The following is a 21,604-nucleotide window of genomic DNA, read 5'->3' as shown; positions in this document are numbered from 1 at the left end:
CGCCGTCCTCGTCACGGTTCCCAACGGTTCCCATCACCCAGGAGCGCCCGCATGACCGCCGTCCGTCCGACCGTCGCCCTCGCCTACCACTCCGGCTACGGCCACACCGCCGTGATCGCCGAAGCCGTCGCCCGCGGTGCCGCCGCGGCCGGCGCCGAGGTCGTGTCGATCGCCGTCGACACCATCACCGAGGAGCAGTGGGCCCTGCTCGACGCCGCCGACGCGATCGTCTTCGGCTCCCCCACCTACATGGGCACCGCCTCCGGCGCCTTCCACGTCTTCGCCGAGGCCTCCAGCAAGCGCTGGTTCACCGACGCCTGGAAGGACAAGGTCGCCGCCGGCTTCACCAACTCCGCCTCCAAGAGCGGCGACAAGGCCGGCACCCTCGGCTACTTCCAGACCCTCGCCGCCCAGCACGGAATGAACTGGGTCAACCTCGGCCTCAAGCCCGGCTGGAACGCCACCACCGCCAGCGAGGACGACCTCAACCGCCTCGGCTTCTTCACCGGCGCCGCCGCCTCCTCGCCCACCGACGCGGGCCCGGAGGGCGTCCACAAGGCCGACATCGCCACCGCCGAGCACCTCGGCGACCGCGTCGCCCGGCACACCGCCGTCCTCCTCGCGGGCCGGGCCGCCCTCTCGGCCTGAGCCTCCCCGCCCGGCCTCCCGAGGCCGTGTCAGGCCGCCGGGTCCGCCCCCAGCTCCAGGGTGGGGGCCCGGCGGCCCGCCGTGCGCAGGTCCGCCCCGCCCGTCTCCGGGAGCAGCCGCAGGCAGGCCAGCGCGAGCACGCCGAGGCCCGCCAGGTACCAGCCCACCGGCTGGGCCGTCCCGTACGTCCCGGTCAGCCTGGTCGCCACCAGCGGCGTCGTCGCCCCGCCGATCACGCCGCCCAGGTTGTACGTCAGCGCGGCGCCCGTGTAGCGCACCCGGGTCGGGAACAGCTCCGGCAGGAACGCCGCCAGCGGCCCGAACATCGCCCCCAGCACCAGCATCGCGCCGACCAGCGAGGTGAACACCCACGGTCCGCGCCCCGTCTCCAGCAGCGGGAACAGCGCCAGCGACCAGGAGGCCGCCGCCACCGTCGCCCACCCCAGCGTGCGCCGGCGCCCCCAGCCGTCGCTGCGGGTGGCGCTCAGCCACACCGTGCCGCCCATGCCCAGCGCACCCACCAGCAGCACCGACAGCACCATCGTGCTCTCCAGGCCGAGGCCCGCGGAGGCGTACGCCAGCGCGTACGTCGTGGTCAGGTAGAACAGCGCGTACCCCACGGTGATCACCCCGCAGCCGGCCAGCACCGTGCGCCAGTGCCCGCGCAGCACCTCCGCCAGCGGCAGCCCCGCGCGCCCGTGCCGCTGCCCCCGGAACAGCGGCGACTCCTCCAGCCGCAGCCGCACGAACAGGCCCACCGCCACCAGGGCGAGCGAGGCCAGGAACGGCACCCGCCAGCCCCAGTCCCGGAACGCCCGCTCGCTCAGGCCGAGTTGGAGCCCCAGGAACACCCCGTTCGCCAGCACGAACCCGAGCGTCGGCCCCAACTGCAGGAACCCCCCGTACCGCCCGCGCCGCCCCGCCGGAGCGTTCTCCGCCACCAGCAGCGCCGCCCCGCCCCACTCCCCGCCCAACCCCACGCCCTGGCACACCCGCAGGACCACCAGCAGCGCCGGCGCCCACCACCCCCAGGCCGCGAACCCCGGCAGCACCCCCACCAGCGCCGTCGCCACCCCCATCAACAGCAGCGACACCACCAGCACCGCCCGCCGGCCCACCCTGTCCCCGAAGTGGCCGAACACCACCGCCCCCAACGGCCGGGCCAGGAACGCCACCGCGTACACCGAGAACGCCGCCAACAGGGCGCCCACCGAGCCGAGCCCGGGGAAGAACACCGGGCCGAACACGAGCGCGGCCGCCGTCCCGTAGATGAAGAAGTCGTAGAACTCGATCGCCGTACCGATCAGCGCCGCCGCTGCCGCCCGCCGCACCTGCCCGTCGTCCGCACTCATACCACCACCCTCCCGAGCGCCTCCGGACCACCACCAGCCCCCACCCGGGTGACCCCGGCGCACGCGCCGCGGTCCGCGCCCCGTCGGTGCCGGCTACTGCGCGGCCCGCCTCCGCCACAGCACGGCGAACACCGCGGCCAGGGCCACCACCACGCCTGCGGCGAGCGGCAGGACGCTCCCACCGCAGCTCGGCGACGCATCGGCCTTCGGCGAGCTGCTGGGGGCCGGTGCCATCGAACTCGGCGTGCTGGAAGGGGTGGTGGGGGTTGCGGCCTCCGCGACCGGAAGCGGCGGAACATCCGCCGGGCCGGGATCACCGGGAGCCACCAAGGCGACCCAAGGCCGCACGGAGCCGTACCCGAGACGGTCCGTACGGCCGGAACCGTCCTTCGGCCCGTCGGCCGTGTTGATCAGCACCCGCAGGACCTGGTTCGCCGTCCACTCCGGATGCGCCGACCACACCAGCGCCGCCGAGGCCGAGGCCACGGCGGTCGCGTGCGAGGTGCCGTGGCCCTTGCAGTAGCCGGACGGCGAGGTACAGGCGTCGATCATGTCCTGACCCGGGGCCACGAAGGCCACCCGCGGCCCGTACGCGGACTCCTCCGTCGCCGCTCCGGACCGATCGGACGCCCCGACGGCCACCACACCGGGAAGACCGCCGGGGTACTCGACCGGATTGCCCTCCTGCGCCGAGTTCCCGGCACTGGCCAGGATCAGCACGCCCCTCGCCCTGGCCGCAGCGATGACGCCGTTCAGCCCGGCCACCTCCCCCGGCAGGGGCACGGCCGCGTTCATCCCCTGCGAGATGCTGACGACCCTGGCGCCCTGGTCCACCGCGTAGGTGATGGCCCCGCCGATCTGACCGAGGAAGCCGGAGGAGGTCACGGGCCCGACGCCGACCGACCCGTTGTTGATCTTCAGAGGGAGGATCCTCACGCCCGGAGCCAGCCCCTTGGCCCCCGTCCCGCCCAGGCCCTTGCCCGTCCCCGCGATCAGGCTCGCCATCTCCGTACCGTGCCCGTCGCCGGACGTACCGACCCCGCCGGCACTGCCACTGAAGTCCCTGCCGGGGAGGAACTGCCCGACCAGGTCGGGGTGTTCGAGGTCGAAGCCGCCGTCGACCACCGCGACGACGATGCCCTGGCCCTTCGTGGTCCGCCACATCTCCGGCGCGTGCATCGCCTCCAGATGCCACTGCTGCTGCCGGATGGTGCCCTCGGCAGCGGCCGGCCCGGCGACCGGGCCGACCACCACGGCCGCCGCCAGCGCGACCCCGATCAGCCCCCGCACACCTACGGGTGCTCCCGGGGCGGCACCGGCGGCTGGTACCCCGGCGGGGGCGGGAAGGAGGCGGGCTGCACGGCGGCGGCCTTCCGCCGACGCGCCAGGAGGAACACCGCGCCGGCGACGACGACCAGGGCGGCGGCCGCGCCCGCGACGATCGGGAGGGTGCTGCCGCCGGAGCCTGACGACGCGTCGGCCTTGGGCGCCGCCGCCGGTGTGCCGCTCGCGCTCTGCGGCGGCGCCCCCACCGCCGAGGTCACCGGCGCACTCGCCGACGGCGCGGGAGCCGTCGGCTTGGCCGTTTCGACCGCGAGCGGGAACACATCCGCCGGACCGGGGTCACCGGGAGTCGTCAACGCGATCCGCGGCCGTACGGAGCCGTATCCGAGGTAGTCCGTGCGGCTGGTCCCGTCCTTCGGCTTGCCCGCCGTGTTGAGGAGGACCCGGAGGACCTGGTTCCCCGTCCACTCCGGATGCACCGACCACACCAGCGCAGCGGCGGCCGAGGCCAGAGCCGTCGAATCCGAGGTGCCGTGGCTCTTGCAGTACCCCGTGGGCGAGGTGCAGGCGGCGATCATGTCGTTCCCCGGCGCCACGAAGGTCACCTGAGGCCCGTGCTCGGACTCGTCCGTCACCGTTCCGGACTGATCGGTCGCCCCGACCGCGATCACACCCGGCAGGGCACCCGGATACTCGACCGGGTTCCCCTTCTGCCCCTCGTTCCCGGCACTCGCGAAGATGAGAACGCCCTTGGCCCTCGCCGCCGCGATGACGCCCTTGAGCTTGTCCACCTCCTCCGGCAGCGGGACCACCGCGTTCATCCCCTGAGAGATGCTGATGACCTTGGCGCCCTGATCGGCCGCGTACGTGATGGCTTCGCCGATCTGGCCGAGGAACGTGGAGGAGACCATCGCCCCCTGTCCGACCGACCCGTTGTCGAACTTCAAGGGCAGGATCTTCACCCCCGGGGCCAGCCCCTGGGCGCCCGTCCCCCCGTTCCCCTTGCCGGTCCCCGCGATCAGACTGGCCATCCCCGTGCCGTGGCCGCTGCTGTCCGCGCCCACTCCACCCGTGCTGCCGCTGAAGTCCTTGCCCGGGAGGAACTGGCCCGCCAGATCAGGGTGTTCCAGGTTGAAGCCGGCGTCGATCACCGCGACGGTGACGCCCTGCCCCGTGCTGGTCTTCCACATCTCCGGCGCGTGCATCGACTCCAAATGCCACTGCTGCTGCCGGATGGTGTCCTCCGCGACGGCCGGCCCGGCGACCGGGCCGACCACCACGGCCGCCGCCAGAATCGCTCCAGCCGCCGTCCGCCAACGCACCCGTGCGTCCGTCCACCCCATCACAAGCTCCTCGCCCATCTCTCGCCGACCGGGGACCAGCCCAAACAAACCTGCCCGGCCACTGGGCGGGCCCAGTGGCCGGGCAGATGACGCCGCTTTACTCAACCACGTCCGGGTTGCTGTACGGCGTACCCGTGGTCCACGTCTCCTCGTCCTCGTGCAGGTAGTCGGCGCGCTTGCGACGCTCGCGCTCGCTCCGGCCGCCGTGACCGGCCATGCCCGGGGCCATCATTCCGCCCTGTCCCCGCGCACCGCCCTCGGCCGCTCCGGCTCCCGCGCGGTTGCGCAGGCCCGTGCCTCCCGGGGTGAACTCGCCACCAGCGGCAGGCCCCTTGCGACCGCCGACCACACCGCCCGGGGTGGAGGTCAGCCCCCGACCACGGGAGCCACCGCCGCTGCCCCCGCCGCCGTGACCACCCATGCCCATGGGCATCCCACCCATGGGCATCCCGCCACGGCTGCCTCCGGGCGGACCGGCCTCGTTGAGGCCGAACACCTTGCCGGTCGGCAGGGAGGGCGTGGCGGGGTTCCCCGGCCCCCGGCCGCCGCCGAAGGGACCCGGCCGTACGGTGCCCGAACCGCCGCCCTTCACCGGGATGGGGCTGCTCCCGCCCCCGACCGGGAACCCCGGCCCTTGACCGCCCGTCGGGTACCCGGGACCGGCGCCCGGAATCCCCGGCCCGCTGCCGGGAGTGCTGGGCCCGCCGGGGTAGGGGGTGCCACCAGGACCGTCCGGAGTGAACGGGCCGTTCCCGGGGATCGTCGGGTTGGGCAGCGTCGAGGTGGGCGGCAGGCTGTCGAGGCCCGTACCCGTGTGGTCGATCGGGACCGACGGCGATGAGGGCGAGCCGTCGTGGCCCGGGTCCTGCGGAATCGTCGGCACCTGCCCGCCGCCGTGCGAGGACGGCGACCCCGGACTCCCCGAGGTCGACTCCCAGGTGTTCGTCCCGGGGTCGCGGTACGAGACGGAGCGGTCGGTGTAGTTGGCAGCGGACGCGCGGTAGCTCCCGCCACCACTCCCTCCGCTCGATCGCGGACGGCGCTGAGAGCCCCCCGAACCCACGTAGCCCCCACCGCCACCTCCCGAGGCCGTGGTGGAATCGTGCTTGGCACCGTCGTCACCGGGCGTCCCCGGCAGCACCACATCGGTGCCCAGCCCGTTCAGCGCCGTCGTCGCCGCCGAGTACGCCTGCCCCAGCTTCTCCATCTGGTGGATGGCTTCCTGGTGCGCCATGTAGACCTCGCGCGTGCCCGCCATGGCCATCGTCTCGGAGACCCACGGACGACCCGTGGACGGCGAGGTCTTGCCCGCCATCGCCGAGTCGATCTCCGACGCGCTCGGAGGACCGGGGTTCGGGGTGGTCACGAACCGGACCATGTTCTTGACCACCACGGGGTCCGGCTTCTGCGCGATGCGGTCCGCCACCCAGGTCTGCGCATCGGTCGGCACCTTCGGCATCCCCGACTTGACGGTGCTGAGGACCTCGCCCGCCTGGTGCATCGCCGTGCCCGCGTCCGCCGCGTAGGCGCTCAGCTTCTCGGCGGACTGCTGCAGGTTCCCGGCCCAGGTCTTGAACTGCTCGCCCGCCTGCCCGTCCCAGTTGACGTTGCCGATGTGCGACTTGAGCGCGTTGCTCAGCTCGTTCAGCACGCGGCCGGCCGACTGGAGGTGCTGACTGCGGCTCAGCACCACGGCGGGCTGGGTGTACTCGACCATCTTGTAGAGCTCGTCGTGGGACTTGCCCGCAAAGTTCGTTTCGCCTGCCAACGCCCTAACTCCCCGTCTCCCCGTACGTCTTCACTCCGACGCCACCGTCAGTTGTCGGCCCGCTTCGAATCCACCGGCGGCGCCGACGCGTTCGCCGCCACCGTCTTCTGCTGCGTCGTCGTGTGGTCCTCGTTGGACGCGTAGTTGCCCGCCGACTTCGCCACCGAGTCCTTCATCGCCTGGATCTGCGAGGCGAAGTCCTTGTGCAGCTTGGCGAGTTCCTTGTGCACCTTGTCGTACGCGCCGGTCAGCGCCGTCGCCTCGTCGAAGTCCGCGCCGAGGTGCGGCCCCTCCACCTTCTGCGCCTTGACCTTGTACGGCGCGGCGGCGGACCCGTCCATCACCAGCAGCAGCTGCTCGATCTTCTTCGCGAACGTGGTGAGCGTGTCGATCTCGACCTTGACGTCCTGCTTCCCGAAGGCGCTGACCAGGTCCGCAGCGCTCGCGTACGTCTGCCCCTCGCTCGCGGTCGGGCCGGCGACCCCCACGGCGATGCCCGGCAACGTGTACGTCTCGTCGACGGGCGCCCCCGGCGGGGTGTCCCCCGGCTGGCTCGGTGCCGGACCCTTGTCCGGCACCGCGTTGTCTCCACCCGACACAGCAGTTCACCCCTCCCCCGTTACGGGCGCTCACCCCGGATGCCCCGGAGCCCGCCCCGCACCACACAGCGAACACACACCGATTCGGCCGAACCCGCCCGCCCTGTGGGCGGATTGCGCCTCCGTCATCGTAGCCACCACCCCCGTCGCACCGGCAGGGCCCTTGGCCCGCGCGTGCACGATCGGTACGAACTTGACACGAACACCCGGCCGGAGCCCTCCCCCGCCCCCGGCTAGAATGCCCGCGTACGCCCCATCTGCCGCGCAATGTCGCACAGCAGCGACCCCAGGCCGCAGAACGGACGTGTTCCCGTGCCCCCGACCCCCGCCCCGACCGCCTGGTGGGCCCGTGCCGCGCGCCCTGCCCGGCCGCCGCTCCCGCTGGTCCTGATGCTGCGGGCCGCGGTCGGCATGGCCGTCCCGCTGACCGTCGGCCTGCTCACCCACCGCCTGGACCTGGGTGTCTTCGCGGGCCTCGGCGCGATGCACGCCACGATGAACGACCGCGTCGAGCCGATCCGCCTGCGCACCGTGCGGATCGCCTCCGCCGTCCTCGCCTCGGCGCTCGGCATGCTGATCGGCACGGCCCTCCAGCACGCCCACGCCTCCCCTCTCACGCTCGGCGCCGCGCTCACGCTCACCGCCTTCGCCTCCGGCGCCCTGAGCGCGACGGGCCCGCGCGGTTCGGCCGCCGGGATGCTGCTGCTGGTGTCGGCGGCCCTGGGCAGCGGGATGCCGCTGCCGCACCCGTGGTGGGCGGCGGCCCCGATGCTGCCGGCCGGCGCCGCCTTCGTCGTCCTGCTGGGCCTGCCCTCCCGGACCTGGCAGCGCCCGGCGGCGGATCCGAGGCACCGGGCGCTGGCCGCCGCGTACGAGGCGCTGGGCCGTACCCTGGCCGATCTGGGCACGTCGCAGGCCGCCGCCTCCCGCCAGGTGCTGACGGCCCGCCTGAACCAGGTGCAGGACCTCCTGCCCGGCCACGGGCGCAAGGCCGCGCCGCTCCAGCGGGCGTACGAGGCGGCCCTCGCCGCCACCGAGGCGGCGACCGGGCTGCTGTGGGCGCGCCGCCCCGTCCCGCCCGAGGTGGCCGCCGTCCCCGCCGAGTTGGCGCGGGCCGTCCGCGGGGGCGGCGGCGCCGTGAACGTGCCCGACTGGCGGCCCGACACCCCCGCCCGGCTGGCCCTGGACGCCGCCCTGCGCGCCGCCGCCGACACCGTCGCCGGGCGCGAGGCGCGCCTCGACACGGCCCCCGCTCCCCCGCCGGACCCGTGGCGCCTGCGCGCCCGCCTGCTGTCGGCGGCCTCCGCCCGGTACGGGCTGCGGGTGGCGCTGTGCATCGCGGTCGGCTCGGCCGTGACGGCCAACTACCCGCTGAGCAAGAGCTACTGGGTCCCCATGACGATCGCCTTCGTCCTCAAACCGGACCTCGGCTCGGTGTTCCTGCGCGCCGTGAGCCGCTCGATCGGCACGGTGCTCGGGGTGGCCGTGACGGCCGCGCTGCTCTCCCTGACCACCGACGAGTGGGCGCTGACGGCGATGGCCGCCGCCTGCGTCGCCCTGCTCCCGTACGCGACGGCCGCGCACTACGGGCTGAACACCGTGGTGATGACCCCGATGGCCCTGGTCCTGCTGCAACTCGGCGGCCAGAGCGGCGCCGCCGAGTTCTGGCCCCGGGTGCTGGACACGGCCCTCGCCAGCGCGATCGTGCTGCTCTTCGGGTACCTGCTGTGGCCGGAGCGCCCGCGCCACCGGATCGAGCCCCGCCTGGTCGCGGCGGCCACCGCCCTGCGCGCCTACCTGGACGCGGCCGCAGGCGGCGCCGGGGCCCACCAGGTGTGGCTGCGCCGCACCGCCTACCGCGCGCTCGCGGACGCCCGCCGGGAGGTGAGCCAGGGCCTGTCCGAGCCGCCGCCCACCGGCCGCCTGGCGGAGCAGTGGCTTCCGGCGACGGCCGCGCTGGAGCGCCTGGGCGGCGCGGTGGCGGCGTACGCGGCGCAGATCCGCTACGGCGGCCGGACGCCGGACGGGGCCGAGATCGACCGGGTCCGCCGGGCGCTGGACGAGCTGACGGCCGCCGCCCGCGCCCACCGCCCGCCCCTGGGGGACGCCGCCCGGCCGACCGCCCCGCACGACCCCGCGCTCAGCGCGCTGGGCCGTGCGGCGGACGAGCTCGAGCTGCTCCTCACGAAGAGCTAGACCTGCTCGGCCAGCTCCAGCCAGCTCATCTCCAGCTCCTCCTTCTCGTCCCGCACGGCCCGCAGCTGCGCGTCCAGCTCCGCGACCTTGGAGAAGTCGGCGGCGTGCTCGGCGAGTTGGGCGTGGAGCTTGGACTCCTTCTCGTCCAGCTTGGCGATCTGCCGCTCCAGCTTCTGCATCTCCTTCTTCGCCGCCCGCAGGTCCCCGCCGGACAGCCCGGCCCCCGCCGGGGCCTCCGCCGCCACGGGGGCGGCCACGGGCGCGGCCGGAGCCACCGCGGCGGCCATCCGCGCCCGCCGCTCCAGGTACTCGTCGACGCCGTTCGGCAGCATCCGCATCCGCTGGTCGCCGAGCAGCGCGTGCACCACGTCCGTGGTCCGCTCGATGAAGAACCGGTCGTGGCTGATGACGATCATCGAGCCGGGCCACCCGTCGAGCAGGTCCTCCAGCTGGTTGAGCGTCTCGATGTCCAAATCGTTGGTCGGCTCGTCCAGGAACAGCACGTTGGGCTCGTCCATCAGCAGCCGCAGCAGCTGGAGGCGGCGGCGCTCGCCGCCGGACAGGTCGCCGACCGGCGTCCACTGCTTGTCCTTGCCGAAGCCGAACTGCTCGCACAGCTGCCCGGCGCTCATCTCCCGGCCCTTTCCGAGGTCGACCCGCGAGCGGACCTGCTCGACGGCCTGGAGCACCCGGGTCGACGGCTCCAGCTCCGCGACCTCCTGGGACAGGTACGCCAGCCGCACGGTCTTGCCGACCTTGATCACGCCCGAGTCCGGCTGGACGTCGCCCTCGCTCGCGTACGCGTCCCGCATCGCCCGCAGCAGCGAGGTCTTCCCGGCGCCGTTGACGCCGAGCAGCCCGATCCGGTCGCCGGGGCCGAGCTGCCAGGTGAGGTTCTCCAGGAGCAGCTTCGGCCCGGCCTTGACGGTGACGCCCTCCAGCTCGAAGACCGTCTTCCCCAGGCGCGCGTTGGCGAAGTTCATCAGCTCGCTCTTGTCGCGCGGCTCCGGAACGTCCGCGATCAGCGCGTTGGCGGCCTCGATGCGGTAGCGCGGCTTCGACGTACGGGCGGGGGCGCCGCGCCGCAGCCAGGCCAGCTCCTTGCGGGCCAGGTTCTGGCGCTTCTGCTCCTCGACGGCCTCGATCCGGGAGCGCTCGGCGCGGGCGAAGACGTAGTCGGAGTAGCCGCCCTCGTACTCGTGCACCTGGCCGCTCTGGACGTCCCACATCCGGGTGCAGACCTGGTCGAGGAACCAGCGGTCGTGGGTGACGCAGACGAGCGCGGAGCGGCGCTTCTGGAGGTGCTGGGCGAGCCAGTTGATGCCCTCGACGTCGAGGTGGTTGGTGGGCTCGTCGAGGATGATCAGCTCGGGCGAGCCGAGCAGCAGCTTGGCGAGGGCGATGCGGCGGCGCTCGCCGCCGGAGAGCGGGCCGATGACGGTGTCGAGGCCGTCCGCGAAGCCGGGCAGGTCGAGGCCGCCGAAGAGACCCTCGATGATGTCGCGGATGCGGGCGTCGCCCAGCCACTCGTGGTCGGCGCGGCCGGCGATGACCTCGTGCCGGATGGTGGCCTCGGGGTCGAGGGAGTCGTGCTGGGTGAGGACGGACGGTTCGAGGCCGCCGTTCCAGGTGATCCGGCCGCCGTCCGGCTCCTCCAGCTTGGCGAGCATCCGGATGAGGGTGGTCTTGCCGTCGCCGTTGCGCCCGACCACGCCGATCCGGTCGCCCTCGCTGACGCCGAGGCTGACCCCGTCCAGCAGGGCGCGGGTGCCGTAGACCTTCGTGACGGACTCGATGGTGGCGAGGTTGACGGCCACGTGTGCTGCGCTCCTGGGTTCGGCGGTCGTGGGGCGGGCTCGGCCCGCCCCCGCTCGGGGACACCCGAACCACCCCAGCCTAATGCGCCCGCCGATCGGCCCTACGCCACGAGCGAGGCGCCCTGCACCGGCCCGTACGTGGCGTGGGCGGTCCGGCAGGTGCCCGAGGCCCGCAGCGCCTCGGCGACGGCGGCCGCCGCGTCGGCGTCCTTGGCCAGGAAGGCGCAGGTCGGTCCGGAGCCGGAGACGAGCGCGCCGAGCGCCCCCGCCTCGGTGCCGGCCCGCAGGGTGGCGGCCAGCGCCGGGCGCAGCGAGAGCGCGGCGGGCTGCAGGTCGTTGGCGAGGGCGGCGGCCAGGGCGACGGCGTCGCCCTCGGCGAGGGCGGCCAGCAGCGCGGGGTCGGCGTCGGGGGTGCGGACCTCGGCCTCGCCGGAGCCCGTCCCGGCCTCCTCGCGCAGCCGGTCGCACTCGCGGAAGACGGCGGGGGTGGACAGGCCGCCCTCCGCCACCGCGAACACCCAGTGGAAGGTGCCGGAGACGGCCAGCGGCTCCAGGATCTCGCCGCGTCCGCGCCCGAGCGCGACGCCGCCGAGCAGCGCGAACGGCACGTCCGAGCCCAGCTCGGCCGCCAGCTCCAGCAGCGTCCCGAGCGGCGTGTCCAGGCCCCACAGCGCGTCGCAGGCGACCAGCGCCGCGGCGCCGTCCGCGCTGCCCCCGGCCATGCCGCCGGCGACGGGGATGGCCTTGGCGATGTGCAGGTGCACGCCGGGGTCGGCGAGGCCGTGGTGCTCGGCGAGCAGCCAGGCGGCGCGGGCGGCGAGGTTGGTGCCGTCCAGCGGGACGGAGGCGGCGTCGGGCCCGGAGCAGGTCAGCGTGACGCCCTCCGAAGAAGCCCTGGCCGTGACCTCGTCGCCCAGGGCGACGGCGAAGAAGACGTTCGCCAGGTCGTGGAACCCGTCGGCGCGCAGACCGCCGACCCCGAGCTGGACGTTGACCTTGGCCGGCACCCGTACGGTGATCACACAGTGTCCTTAACAGGCGCGGCAGGCTTGTGCTCGGCGATCGCGGCGAACTGCTCCACCGTCAGCATCTCCCCGCGCAGCTTGTGGTCGATCCCGGCGGCCGCGAGCGCCTGCTCGGCACCGGCGGCGGAGCCGGCCCAGCCGGCCAGGGCGGCCCGCAGGGTCTTGCGCCGCTGGGCGAACGCGGCGTCGACCACCGCGAACACCTCCGTACGGCTGGCGGTGGTCCTCGGCGGCTCGCGGCGGACCAGCGAGACCAGCCCGGAGTCCACGTTGGGGGCGGGCCAGAAGACGTTGCGCCCGATGGCGCCGGCCCGCTTGACGTCGGCGTACCAGTTCGCCTTGACCGACGGGACGCCGTACACCTTGTTGCCCGGCTTGGCGGCGAGCCGGTCGGCGACCTCGCTCTGCACCATCACCAGGGTCCGCTCGATGCTGGGGAAGGTCGCCAGCATGTGCAGCAGGACGGGCACGGCCACGTTGTACGGCAGGTTGGCGACGAGTGCGGTGGGCGCCGGCCCGGGCAGCTCGGCGACCTCCATGGCGTCGCCGAACACCAGGTCGAAGGAGTCCGCCTTGGAGGGCATCCGCCCCGCCACGGTGTCCGGCAGGTGCCGCGCCAGCACCGGATCGATCTCGACGGCGGTGACGTGCCGCGCCACCTCCAGCAGCGCCAGCGTCAGCGAGCCGAGCCCGGGCCCGACCTCCACCACCGCGTCCTGGTCCGTCACCCCGGCGGCCCGGACGATCCGGCGCACGGTGTTGCCGTCGATGACGAAGTTCTGCCCGCGCTGCTTGGTCGGCTTCACGCCGAACGCGGCGGCCAGCTCCCGGATGTCGGCGGCGCCCAGCAGGTGGCTGTCAGGGGTGGGGTCGGTGGTGCTCACCCGCCAAGGATATCGGCGCGGAAGGACTCAGAGTTCGACGACCGCGGCGAGGTCGATCTCCACGGGGTAGGGCACTGCGGTCCGGAGCACGCCCTCGTGCTGGGCGACGGGCAGGTAGACGCCCTTCTCCTCGTCCCGGTGGAACTCATGGACGATCGGCAGGTCGTCGAGGCCGCGCTCGACCCGCCAGTAGTAGGGGATGCCCTTCTCGGCGTACTGACCCGGCTTGCGGAAACGGTCAGCGGCCTTGGAACCAGGCGAGACCACTTCCACGGCCAGTACTACAGACTCGGGTGGCGTGCACTCCAGCTCGAAGAGATCGAGGCCAGTCCTGTCGAACACGGCTACGTCCGGCTTGGCCACGTTGTATTCGTCGAGCAATACACAGCGCTCGACATTGACTACGTAGGGTGCGACCCGTGCGACGCGCAGCTCCGCAAACAGCTGGTCACGTACCTGGTCGTGCCACCATTTTGTCTGCCCTCGGACCACGACGGCTCCGTCCACCAGTTCCCAGTCAGCCGGCAAGTCCATGACCCTGACTTGCTCGTACGTCCAGCCCTGGGACGGCGGAAGCTTCCAGTCGATCGGCTCGGCGGTCATTGCCACCTCCCTCACTGCACTCATGCTAGCCAGCCTAGAAAGCAGCCGGGAGTGCCGAACCGTTCCTTCGGAATCAGAAGTTCGTTCGACCGGCTCAGTACCCGAAGGCCCGGGCCGTGTTCGCCGCGACGGCCGCCGACAGCTCGTCCTCGTGCAGCCCCAGGGTGGCCGCCATCGAGCGGACCGTGACCGGGATCAGGTACGGGGCGTTGGGGCGGCCCCGGTAGGGGTGGGGGGTGAGGAAGGGGGCATCCGTCTCGACCAGGACGCGGTCGAGCGGGGTCGCGATCAGGGCGTCGCGCAGCGGCTGGTTGGCCTTGAAGGTGACGGGCCCGGCGAAGGACAGGTACCAGCCGTGCTCGGCGCAGACCTTGGCCATCTCGGCGTCGCCGGAGTAGCAGTGGAAGACGGTGCGCTCGGGCGCGCCCTCCTCCAGCAGCAGGGCGATGACGTCCTCGTGGGCGTCGCGGTCGTGGATGACCAGGGCCTTGTCGTGCCGCTTGGCCATCTCGACGTGCCGGCGGAAGGACTCCTTCTGGATCTCCACCCCCTCCGGCCCGGTGCGGAAGTAGTCCAGGCCGGTCTCGCCGACGGCGCGCACCTGCGGCAGGGCGGCCAGCGCGTCGATCTCGGCGAGCGCCGCGTCCAGCGCGGCGGCGCCACCCGCCGGACGCTGCTGCCCGGACCAGCCGTCCGGGTCCCCGAGGTAGATCCTCGGGGCCTCGTTCGGGTGGAGGGCGACGGCCGCGTGCACCTGCTCGAACCGGGCCGCCAGCTCAGCGGCCCAGCGCGATCCGGGCACGTCGCACCCCACCTGGACGACGGTCGTGACCCCGACGGAGGCGGCGCGGGCCAGGCCCTCCTCCGGGGTGCCGGACTGCATGTCCAGGTGGGTGTGCGAGTCGGCCACCGCCACGGCCAGGGGCTCCGGCAGCGGCGGCGGGGTCGACCGGTCGTCGTCCTTCTTGGGCATGTCAGGCGGCCGGCTTCTCTTCGAGGCGGGGGAAGAGGATCTCGCCCTTGGTGACGGTGGCCCCGGCGGGCAGCCGGCCCCAGTCGGCGGTGGTGGCGACGGTCTGGGCGGCGAGCGCGCCCAGGCCCTCGGCGGCGCCCAGCGAGTCCCACAGCTTCTCGGCGGTGGACGGCATCACCGGGTTGAGCAGGACGGCGGTGCCGCGCAGCGCCTCGGCGGCGGTGTAGAGGATGGTGGCCAGGCGGGCCTGCCCCTCGGGCGACTCGTCCTTGGCGACCTTCCACGGCTCCTGCTCGGTGAGGTAGCCGTTGACCTGCTTGACGAACTCGAAGATCGCCGCGAGGCCGCCCGCGAAGTCCAGCTCCTCGCCGATCTTCCGGTCGGCCGTGGCGACGGCCGTACGGAGCCCGTCCGCGATCGCCTGCTCGGCATCACCGTGCGCGGCCGAGGCGGGCAGCTTCCCGCCGAAGTACTTGCCGACCATCGCGGCGACCCGGGAGGCCAGGTTGCCGAAGTCGTTGGCGAGCTCGGAGGTGTACCGGGCGGTGAAGTCCTCCCAGGAGAACGAGCCGTCCGTGCCGAACGGGATCGCCCGCAGGAAGTAGTAGCGGTACGCGTCCACGCCGAAGTGCGAGGTGAGGTCGGTGGGCGAGATGCCGGTCAGGTTGGACTTGGACATCTTCTCGCCGCCGACCATCAGCCAGCCGTTGGCGACGACCCGCTTGGGCAGCGGCAGCCCGGCGGCCATCAGCATGGCGGGCCAGATGACGGCGTGGAAGCGCAGGATGTCCTTGCCGACCAGGTGGACGGAGGCGGGCCACAGCTGGTTGAAGCGCTCCGGGTCGCTGCCGTAGCCGGCGGCGGTGATGTAGTTCTGCAGCGCGTCGACCCACACGTACAGGACGTGCTTCTCGTCCCAGGGCAGCGGGACGCCCCAGTTGAAGGTGGAGCGGGAGATCGAGAGGTCCTTGAGGTCCTGCTCGACGAAGCGCAGCACCTCGTTGCGGGCGGAGGCGGGCTGGATGAAGTCGGGGTTGGCTGCGTAGAACTCCAGCAGCCGCTCGCCGTACGCGGAGAGGCGGAAGAAGTAGTTCTCCTCCTCCAGCCACTCGACCGGCCGCTTGTGCACGGAGCAGAGCTTCTCGTCCTCGGTGGCGCCGTCGAGCAGCTCGGAGGGGAGCTTGAACTCCTCGCAGCCCACGCAGTACGGGCCGGAGTAGCCGCCCTTGTAGATCTCGCCCTTGTCGAACAGGTCCTGGACGAACTCCTGCACCCGGGCGGTGTGCCGCTCCTCGGTGGTGCGGATGAAGTCGTCGTTGGCGATCTCCAGGTGCTGCCAGAGCGGCTTCCACGCCTCCTCGACCAGCTTGTCGCACCACTCCTGCGGGCTGACGCCGTTGGCCTCGGCGGTGCGCATGATCTTCTGACCGTGCTCGTCGGTGCCGGTCAGGTACCACACCTGCTCGCCGCGCTGGCGGTGCCAGCGGGTGAGCACGTCGCCCGCCACGGTGGTGTACGCGTGGCCCAGGTGCGGGCGATCGTTGACGTAGTAGATCGGGGTGGAAACGTAGTACGTCGGGGCGGTGGCCCCGGTGGTGCTGTGGTCTGCAGTGGCCGCCATGGTCGGAAATCTTAGTCGCGCGCGCGGACCGCCCTCGACCGCGATCGACCGCGGGAGGACGGCCCGCCCGTGCGCCCCGGCGTCAGCCGAGCAGCCGCGACCAGAACCGGGCCCAGCGTCCGCGCGGCTCGGCGGTCCGCGGCGCCGGGGGCGGCCCGGCCGGCTCGGCGTGCGCCGGGTAGCCGGGGGCGTGCTGCCAGCGCTGGTCCGCGGTGGCGACCCGGCCCTCGCGCATGATGCGGACGGTGTGGCCGCCGCACCCCGGGCAGGTCGGCTTGAGCAGCGGGGACGGCACCCGGACACCGTTGGCGTGGTACTCGAACACGATGTGCCCGTCCCGGGACACGTGGTGCTCGATGTCGTACGCCTGCTCCCAGCCGTACCCGCAGCGCAGGCACGCGAAGGAGTAGGCCTCCCGTACGGTCTCGACGGGGGTGTGCGGTCGGCCGGCCAGGCCGGCGGTGCTCAGCGCGTTGCCACCGAGGGGGCTACCCACCATCTCACTCATAGCCGTCTCCCAGCGCCCGCCGGGCGCTCGCCCGGCTGGGTCTTTCCCCTCCAGGAAATGCCCGGACCGCCGCGGTGGACGCCCCCCTTGTGAAGTCTTGGAAGCGGATTGGAAGGCCCTATACAAAGGGCGCGTTCCGAACCGGAATCCGGTACCCAAACTTCAACCCGATGGGCGTTTACCGGGGCCTTCACTCCAAGGTACGACTACGCCCGCGCCACGCAACCCCCCGAATTCACTTCTTTCCCGCGGGCTTCTGGGCCGTGTCCTTCTCCCCCGCGTCCTTCTTGGCGGCGACGACGGCGTCGAACACCTCCCGCTTGGGCAGCGCCAGCTCGACGGCGACGGCCGCGATGGCCTCCTTGCGCCGCTCCCCGGCCTCCTCCCGCAGGGCGACCAGCCGGGCCAGCTCGGCCGGGGTGTGGTCCTGCGGCGCGGCCGGCGGGGCGCCCGCGACGACGACGGTGATCTCGCCCCTGACGCCGTCCGCCGCCCAGGCGGCCAGCTCGCCGATCGGGCCGCGCTTGACCTCCTCGTACGTCTTGGTCAGCTCCCGGCAGACGGCCGCGGGGCGCTCGGGCCCGAAGGCCTCCGCCATCGCGGCCAGCGCCTCGGCGATGCGGTGCGGGGCCTCGAAGAAGACCATGGTGCGCGGCTCGGCGGCGACGGTGGCGAGCTGCCGGGCCCGGTCGCCGGTCTTGCGCGGGAGGAAGCCCTCGAAGGTGAAGCGGTCGACGGGCAGGCCGGAGAGCGCCAGCGCGGTGAGCACGGCGGAGGGGCCGGGCACGGCCGTGACCTTGACCTCGGCCTCGACGGCGGCCGCGACCAGCCGGTAGCCGGGGTCGGAGACGGAGGGCATCCCGGCGTCGGTGACCAGCAGGACGCGGGCGCCGCCGAGCAGCGCCTCGACCAGCTCCGGGGTGCGGCCGACCTCGTTTCCCTCGAAGTAGGAGACGACCCGCCCGGCCGGGGTCACCCCCAGCGCCTGGGTGAGGCGGCGCAGCCGCCGGGTGTCCTCGGCCGCGATCACGTCCGCCGTGGCCAGTTCGGTGAGCAGCCGGGGCGGGGCGTCCGAGACGTCGCCGATGGGGGTGCCTGCGAGAACGAGTACTCCTGTCACGGGCCCCATCCTTCCAGTTCCGCGGCGCCGGGGCTTTTGGTGACGATTCGGTCAGCTTCCGAGGGAACGGACGCGCGTACGAACCCCGCCCCTACGATGTGGCGGATGAACGGCGACACGGCGGCACGGACGCCTACTGGTACAGACCACACCGCGCAGGGCGGCGTCGGCCTGCCGGCCCCCCGTTCCCCGCAGGGCGACCCCGGCGCCCCGCCGGGCGACCGTACGGGCTGGAGCGGCCGCCTGGCCGCCTTCGGCCTGCGGGCCCGCCCGGACGGCCCCGCCGCGTCGCTGACCGACCGCCTGGTGCCGCCGATGCCGGACGGCCCCCGGGTCACGAAGCCGGACGTCGCGCAGTCCCCGCTGCTGCTGCGCCTGGGCCTGTCCCTGCCGCAGGGCCTCTGGTACTTCCTGTGCCGCTGGTCCGGCTGGCTGGGCCCGGTCGCCGTGGCGGTCTTCGCCGGACTGCTGCGCTTCACCGACCTCGGGCAGCCGCACGCGATCATCTTCGACGAGACGTACTACGCCAAGGACGCGTACGCGCTCTGGCACGGCGGCTACGAGATCAACTGGCCCGAGGACGCCAACACCAAGATCATGACGCCGGGCGAGCCGGTCCCGTACCGGGCGATGCCCTCGTACGTGGTCCATCCGCCGGTGGGCAAGTGGATCATCGGCTTCGGCGAGCAGCTGTTCGGCATGAACCCCTTCGGCTGGCGCTTCTCGGTGGCCCTGCTCGGGACCCTGTCGGTGCTGATGCTGGCCCGGATCGCCCGCCGGATGTTCCGCTCCACCCTGCTGGGCTGCGTGGCCGGCCTGCTGCTCGCGGTGGACGGCCTGCACCTGGTGCTCAGCCGCGCCGCCCTGCTGGACCTGGTGGTGATGTTCTGGACGCTGGCCGCCTTCGGCTGCCTGGTGCTGGACCGCGACCACACCCGGGCGAGGCTGGCCGCGAGGCTCGGCGGCGTGGCGAACCCCGCCCTGGCGCAGCGCATCGGCCTCGGCTGGCGCCCGTACCGGATCGCCGCCGGCGTCTGCATCGGCCTGACCTGCGCCACCAAGTGGAGCGGCCTGTACGTGGCGGCGTTCTTCGGCCTGATGGTCGTCCTCTGGGACGCGGGCGCCCGCCGCCTGGCCGGCGCCCCGCGCCCGTACCGGGCCGTGCTCGCCCGGGACGTGCTGCCGTCCTTCGTGTCGATCATCCTGGTCGCGCTGGCCGTGTACATCACCTCGTGGTGGGGCTGGTTCGCCAGCAGCAACGCCCCCGGCCAGGGCGGCTGGGGCCGCGACTGGGCGGTCGGGCGCCCCACCGACTACCCGTGGATACCCGAGGGCCTGCGGGCCCTGTGGAACTACCACACGACGGTCTACCAGTTCCACACCCACCTCCACGACCCGCACACCTACCAGTCCAACCCGTGGTCCTGGCTGTTCCTCGGCCGGCCGGTGTCCTTCTACTACGAGTCCCCCAAGCTCGGCCAGAACGGCTGCACCGCCGCCGACTGCGCCCGCGAGGTGCTGGGCATCGGCACCCCGCTGCTGTGGTGGGCGGCCGTGGTGGCGCTCGTGTACTGCCTGTGGCGCTGGATCTTCCGCCGGGACTGGCGGGCCGGGGCGCTGCTGTGCGGCCTGGGCGCCGGCTACCTGCCGTGGTTCGCGTACCAGGAGCGGACGATCTTCCTCTTCTACGCGGTGGTGTTCGTCCCGTTCCTGGTGCTCGCGGTGACGATGCTGGTCGGCGCGCTGATCGGGCCCTCGACGGCCTCACCGGACCGCCGGGCCATCGGATCCGCGGCGGCCGGGCTGCTCGTGCTGATGATCGTCTGGAACTTCCTGTACTTCTATCCGCTCTTCACCGGGCAAACGATCCCGCTGGAGGACTGGCGCGCCCGGATGTGGTTCAACAGCTGGATCTGACCCCGGGCCGCGCACCCGGGAACCGTCCGTATGCGGTGCACGACACGTACCAGATCCGTCACAAGTCCCGGGCATTTCGTCGGCGCACCGACGGGCGCTGCCTAGGGTGGGGGGAACAGCCTTTTCCGAACCCGCCGGCGGCGCCCGGCCGCGAGAACCCCTGGGGGAACTGCATCATGCGCAAAGGCGCCAAGATCGGCATCGTCACCGGCGTCTCCGTCGCCGTCCTGGCGGGCGGCGGCTACGGGGCGTACAGCCTGATGGGGGGCTCGGACTCCGACTCCTCCGGCAAGAAGGCCCGGACGGTGGTCGCCGAGCCGCCCTCGGCGGAGCAGGCCGCCGCCGGCACCAAGGACTTCCTGGCGGCCTGGGCGGCCGGGGACCTCGCCAAGGCGGCCTCGCTGACGGACGACCCGGCCTCCGCCGAGAAGGCGCTGACCGCCTTCCGGGACGGCGTGAAGCCGAGCGCCCTCACCCTCTCCCCGGCGGGCCCGGCCACCCCGCAGGCCTTCGCCTCGGCGACCGGCTCGCCCTCCCCCGCCGCCAAGCCCCCGGCCGGCGCCTCCGCGACCCCGTCCGCCGGCGCGACGCCCGGCGCGACCGACTCGCCGTCCGCCGCCGCCACGCCCGGTCCCACCGGCGTGCTGATGGGCTTCAAGGCGCGCGCCGAGTTCGCGGGCACCAGCCGGGCCTGGGACTACAACGGCTTCCTGAACGTCGTGAAGATGAGCGACAACACCCCGGCCGTGCACTGGGCGCCGACGGTGATCCACCCGCACCTGAACGGCACCGAGACGATCGCCGTCCAGCCGGTCTTCGCCCCGGCGGGCACCGTGGTGGACCGCAACGGCAAGCAGCTGCAGAGCCCCTCGATCACCACGGCTCTGCTGAGCAACCTCCAGGACAACGCCCACAAGCTGCTGCCGCCGGACCCGAACAAGGACCAGGACGCGGGCAGCGCGGTGATGATCACCGACCCGGCGGGCAAGGCCTCGGCGGACAAGCTGTTCACCATCGTCGAGCCGAAGCCGGCCAAGCCGTTCAAGGTGACCATCGACGGAACCCTCCAGGCCGCCGCCGAGAAGGCGATGGCGGACCTCGGCGGCAAGCCGGGCTCCATCGTGGCGATCGAGCCGAGCACCGGCAACGTGCTGGCCTTCGCCAACTCGCCCTCCAACGGCCAGAACCGGGCCTTCAATGGCATGCTCGCGCCGGGCTCGACGATGAAGATCGTCACCTCGACGGCCCTGCTGGAGGCCGGGATCAACCCCGACACGGTGGTGGCCTGCCCGGAGAAGAGCAGCAACCCGGTCGCGATCCCCAACGACTTCCCGGGCGCCTTCCCGAACAACACCCTCCAGCAGGACTTCATGGTGTCCTGCAACACCGCCTTCATCAACCAGGGCCTGACCAGCCTCAAGCCGGAGACGCTCGCCGGCACGGCCAAGGACGTCTACGGCATCGGCATGGACTGGAAGACCGGCCTGTCCAGCGTCGACGGCAAGATCCCGGCGACGCCGGGCAGCAAGGACGAGCAGGCGATGAACTACATCGGCCAGGGCAAGGTCCAGATGAACCCGCTGGCCATCGCCTCGATCACCGCGACCGTCCAGAGCGGCGCGTTCAAGCAGCCGATCCTGGTCGCCGGACTGCCGCAGCAGGCCGCGGCCCGGCCGATCTCCCCCGAGGTCGCCGGCAAGCTGCGCGCGATGATGAACGCCACCGCGATCAGCGGCACGGCCAGCCAGGTGATGGCCGGGATCACCGACAACGCGGGCGCCAAGACCGGCTCCGCCGAGGTCCAGGGCGCGTCCACCACCAACAGCTGGTTCACGGCCTTCCGCGGCAACCTCGCCGTCGCGGCCGAGGTCCAGGGCGGCGGCCACGGCGTCGACGCCGCCGGCCCGGCGGTGGCCTCCCTGCTGAAGGCCAACCGCTAGAACGGA

At 73.1% G+C, this 21,604-nt stretch carries 17 protein-coding genes; 4 read left to right on the top strand and 13 right to left on the bottom strand.

Annotated elements, in window-relative coordinates; genetic code table 11:
• Positions 1-51: 51 nt before the first annotated feature.
• Entirely contained in the window at positions 52-648 is a 597-nt protein-coding gene (locus ACIRRS_RS12345) for a flavodoxin family protein (RefSeq protein WP_402968686.1), read from the top strand.
• 29 nt (positions 649-677) lie between these two features.
• Here the strand turns inward: ACIRRS_RS12345 and ACIRRS_RS12340 are convergent, their stop codons facing one another.
• The 5 genes from ACIRRS_RS12340 to ACIRRS_RS12320 all read right to left on the bottom strand — a co-directional run bounded on the left by ACIRRS_RS12340 (position 678) and on the right by ACIRRS_RS12320 (position 6,973).
• On the bottom strand, positions 678-2,000 hold the full coding sequence (locus ACIRRS_RS12340) for an MFS transporter (protein WP_402968683.1): 1,323 nt from the start codon (positions 1,998-2,000) through the stop codon (positions 678-680).
• A gap of 93 nt (positions 2,001-2,093) precedes the next feature.
• Positions 2,094-3,290 (bottom strand): S8 family serine peptidase, encoded by a 1,197-nt coding sequence (locus tag ACIRRS_RS12335; RefSeq protein WP_402968680.1) that lies wholly within the window; start codon positions 3,288-3,290, stop codon positions 2,094-2,096.
• Between the two features lie 2 nt (positions 3,291-3,292).
• On the bottom strand, positions 3,293-4,627 hold the full coding sequence (gene mycP / locus ACIRRS_RS12330) for a type VII secretion-associated serine protease mycosin (protein ID WP_402968677.1): 1,335 nt from the start codon (positions 4,625-4,627) through the stop codon (positions 3,293-3,295).
• Positions 4,628-4,724: 97 nt separating this feature from the next.
• A complete protein-coding gene (locus ACIRRS_RS12325; RefSeq protein ID WP_402968674.1) occupies positions 4,725-6,395 on the bottom strand; it encodes a WXG100 family type VII secretion target in 1,671 nt (556 codons plus the stop codon).
• Positions 6,396-6,442: 47 nt separating this feature from the next.
• Entirely contained in the window at positions 6,443-6,973 is a 531-nt protein-coding gene (locus tag ACIRRS_RS12320; RefSeq protein ID WP_402968671.1) for a hypothetical protein, read from the bottom strand.
• A 333-nt stretch (positions 6,974-7,306) separates the two neighbouring features.
• Between ACIRRS_RS12320 and ACIRRS_RS12315 the strand changes: the two genes are divergently transcribed.
• A complete protein-coding gene (locus ACIRRS_RS12315) occupies positions 7,307-9,190 on the top strand; it encodes an FUSC family protein (protein ID WP_402968668.1) in 1,884 nt (627 codons plus the stop codon).
• On the opposite strand, the gene ACIRRS_RS12310 is transcribed toward ACIRRS_RS12315, so the two are convergent.
• From ACIRRS_RS12310 to rsmI, 8 genes are all read right to left on the bottom strand, one after another.
• Entirely contained in the window at positions 9,187-11,007 is a 1,821-nt protein-coding gene (locus ACIRRS_RS12310; protein ID WP_402968665.1) for an ABC-F family ATP-binding cassette domain-containing protein, read from the bottom strand. The genes ACIRRS_RS12315 and ACIRRS_RS12310 overlap by 4 nt on opposite strands.
• Before the next feature lie 101 nt (positions 11,008-11,108).
• Positions 11,109-12,029: a 4-(cytidine 5'-diphospho)-2-C-methyl-D-erythritol kinase gene (locus ACIRRS_RS12305; protein ID WP_402968662.1), complete on the bottom strand. Its 921-nt coding sequence runs from the start codon at positions 12,027-12,029 to the stop codon at positions 11,109-11,111.
• Entirely contained in the window at positions 12,026-12,916 is an 891-nt protein-coding gene (gene rsmA / locus ACIRRS_RS12300; RefSeq protein ID WP_402968660.1) for a 16S rRNA (adenine(1518)-N(6)/adenine(1519)-N(6))-dimethyltransferase RsmA, read from the bottom strand. Before rsmA ends, ACIRRS_RS12305 begins: the two co-directional genes overlap by 4 nt.
• Positions 12,917-12,943: 27 nt before the next feature.
• Positions 12,944-13,543 (bottom strand): Uma2 family endonuclease, encoded by a 600-nt coding sequence (locus ACIRRS_RS12295; protein ID WP_402968657.1) that lies wholly within the window; start codon positions 13,541-13,543, stop codon positions 12,944-12,946.
• A 70-nt stretch (positions 13,544-13,613) separates the two neighbouring features.
• Positions 13,614-14,492, bottom strand: coding sequence for a TatD family hydrolase (locus ACIRRS_RS12290; protein WP_402968655.1), 879 nt, complete (start codon positions 14,490-14,492; stop codon positions 13,614-13,616).
• Between the two features lies 1 nt (position 14,493).
• Entirely contained in the window at positions 14,494-16,113 is a 1,620-nt protein-coding gene (metG, locus tag ACIRRS_RS12285) for a methionine--tRNA ligase (protein WP_402968652.1), read from the bottom strand.
• 82 nt (positions 16,114-16,195) lie between these two features.
• Positions 16,196-16,621 carry a hypothetical protein gene (locus ACIRRS_RS12280; RefSeq protein ID WP_402968649.1) on the bottom strand — a complete coding sequence of 142 codons (426 nt, stop codon included), beginning with the start codon at positions 16,619-16,621 and terminating at the stop codon, positions 16,196-16,198.
• A gap of 235 nt (positions 16,622-16,856) precedes the next feature.
• Positions 16,857-17,741 carry a 16S rRNA (cytidine(1402)-2'-O)-methyltransferase gene (gene rsmI, locus ACIRRS_RS12275; protein ID WP_402968646.1) on the bottom strand — a complete coding sequence of 295 codons (885 nt, stop codon included), beginning with the start codon at positions 17,739-17,741 and terminating at the stop codon, positions 16,857-16,859.
• Positions 17,742-17,846: 105 nt separating this feature from the next.
• Between rsmI and ACIRRS_RS12270 the strand changes: the two genes are divergently transcribed.
• Together ACIRRS_RS12270 and ACIRRS_RS12265 are read left to right on the top strand one after the other, a co-directional pair.
• Complete coding sequence (locus ACIRRS_RS12270; RefSeq protein ID WP_402968643.1) at positions 17,847-19,658, top strand: dolichyl-phosphate-mannose--protein mannosyltransferase; 1,812 nt, start codon at positions 17,847-17,849, stop codon at positions 19,656-19,658.
• A gap of 176 nt (positions 19,659-19,834) precedes the next feature.
• Positions 19,835-21,598 (top strand): penicillin-binding transpeptidase domain-containing protein, encoded by a 1,764-nt coding sequence (locus ACIRRS_RS12265; RefSeq protein WP_402968641.1) that lies wholly within the window; start codon positions 19,835-19,837, stop codon positions 21,596-21,598.
• Positions 21,599-21,604: the final 6 nt, after the last annotated feature.

Origin of the sequence: Kitasatospora sp. NPDC101183, from assembly GCF_044767945.1 — a bacterium.
In the GTDB taxonomy this organism is placed as follows: domain Bacteria; phylum Actinomycetota; class Actinomycetes; order Streptomycetales; family Streptomycetaceae; genus Kitasatospora.
This window is presented reverse-complemented; position numbering and strand designations above follow the sequence as displayed.

What these genes read in the sequence shown, in the direction of transcription:
- ACIRRS_RS12345 (WP_402968686.1), top strand. Translation starts at nt 52, where the DNA reads ATGACCGCCGTCCGTCCGACCGTCGCCCTCGCCTACCACTCCGGCTAC.
- ACIRRS_RS12340 (WP_402968683.1), bottom strand. Translation starts at nt 2,000, where the DNA reads ATGAGTGCGGACGACGGGCAGGTGCGGCGGGCGGCAGCGGCGGCGCTG.
- mycP (WP_402968677.1), bottom strand. Translation starts at nt 4,627, where the DNA reads ATGGGGTGGACGGACGCACGGGTGCGTTGGCGGACGGCGGCTGGAGCG.
- ACIRRS_RS12295 (WP_402968657.1), bottom strand. Translation starts at nt 13,543, where the DNA reads ATGAGTGCAGTGAGGGAGGTGGCAATGACCGCCGAGCCGATCGACTGG.
- ACIRRS_RS12290 (WP_402968655.1), bottom strand. Translation starts at nt 14,492, where the DNA reads ATGCCCAAGAAGGACGACGACCGGTCGACCCCGCCGCCGCTGCCGGAG.
- metG (WP_402968652.1), bottom strand. Translation starts at nt 16,113, where the DNA reads ATGGCGGCCACTGCAGACCACAGCACCACCGGGGCCACCGCCCCGACG.
- ACIRRS_RS12280 (WP_402968649.1), bottom strand. Translation starts at nt 16,621, where the DNA reads ATGAGTGAGATGGTGGGTAGCCCCCTCGGTGGCAACGCGCTGAGCACC.
- ACIRRS_RS12270 (WP_402968643.1), top strand. Translation starts at nt 17,847, where the DNA reads ATGAACGGCGACACGGCGGCACGGACGCCTACTGGTACAGACCACACC.
- ACIRRS_RS12265 (WP_402968641.1), top strand. Translation starts at nt 19,835, where the DNA reads ATGCGCAAAGGCGCCAAGATCGGCATCGTCACCGGCGTCTCCGTCGCC.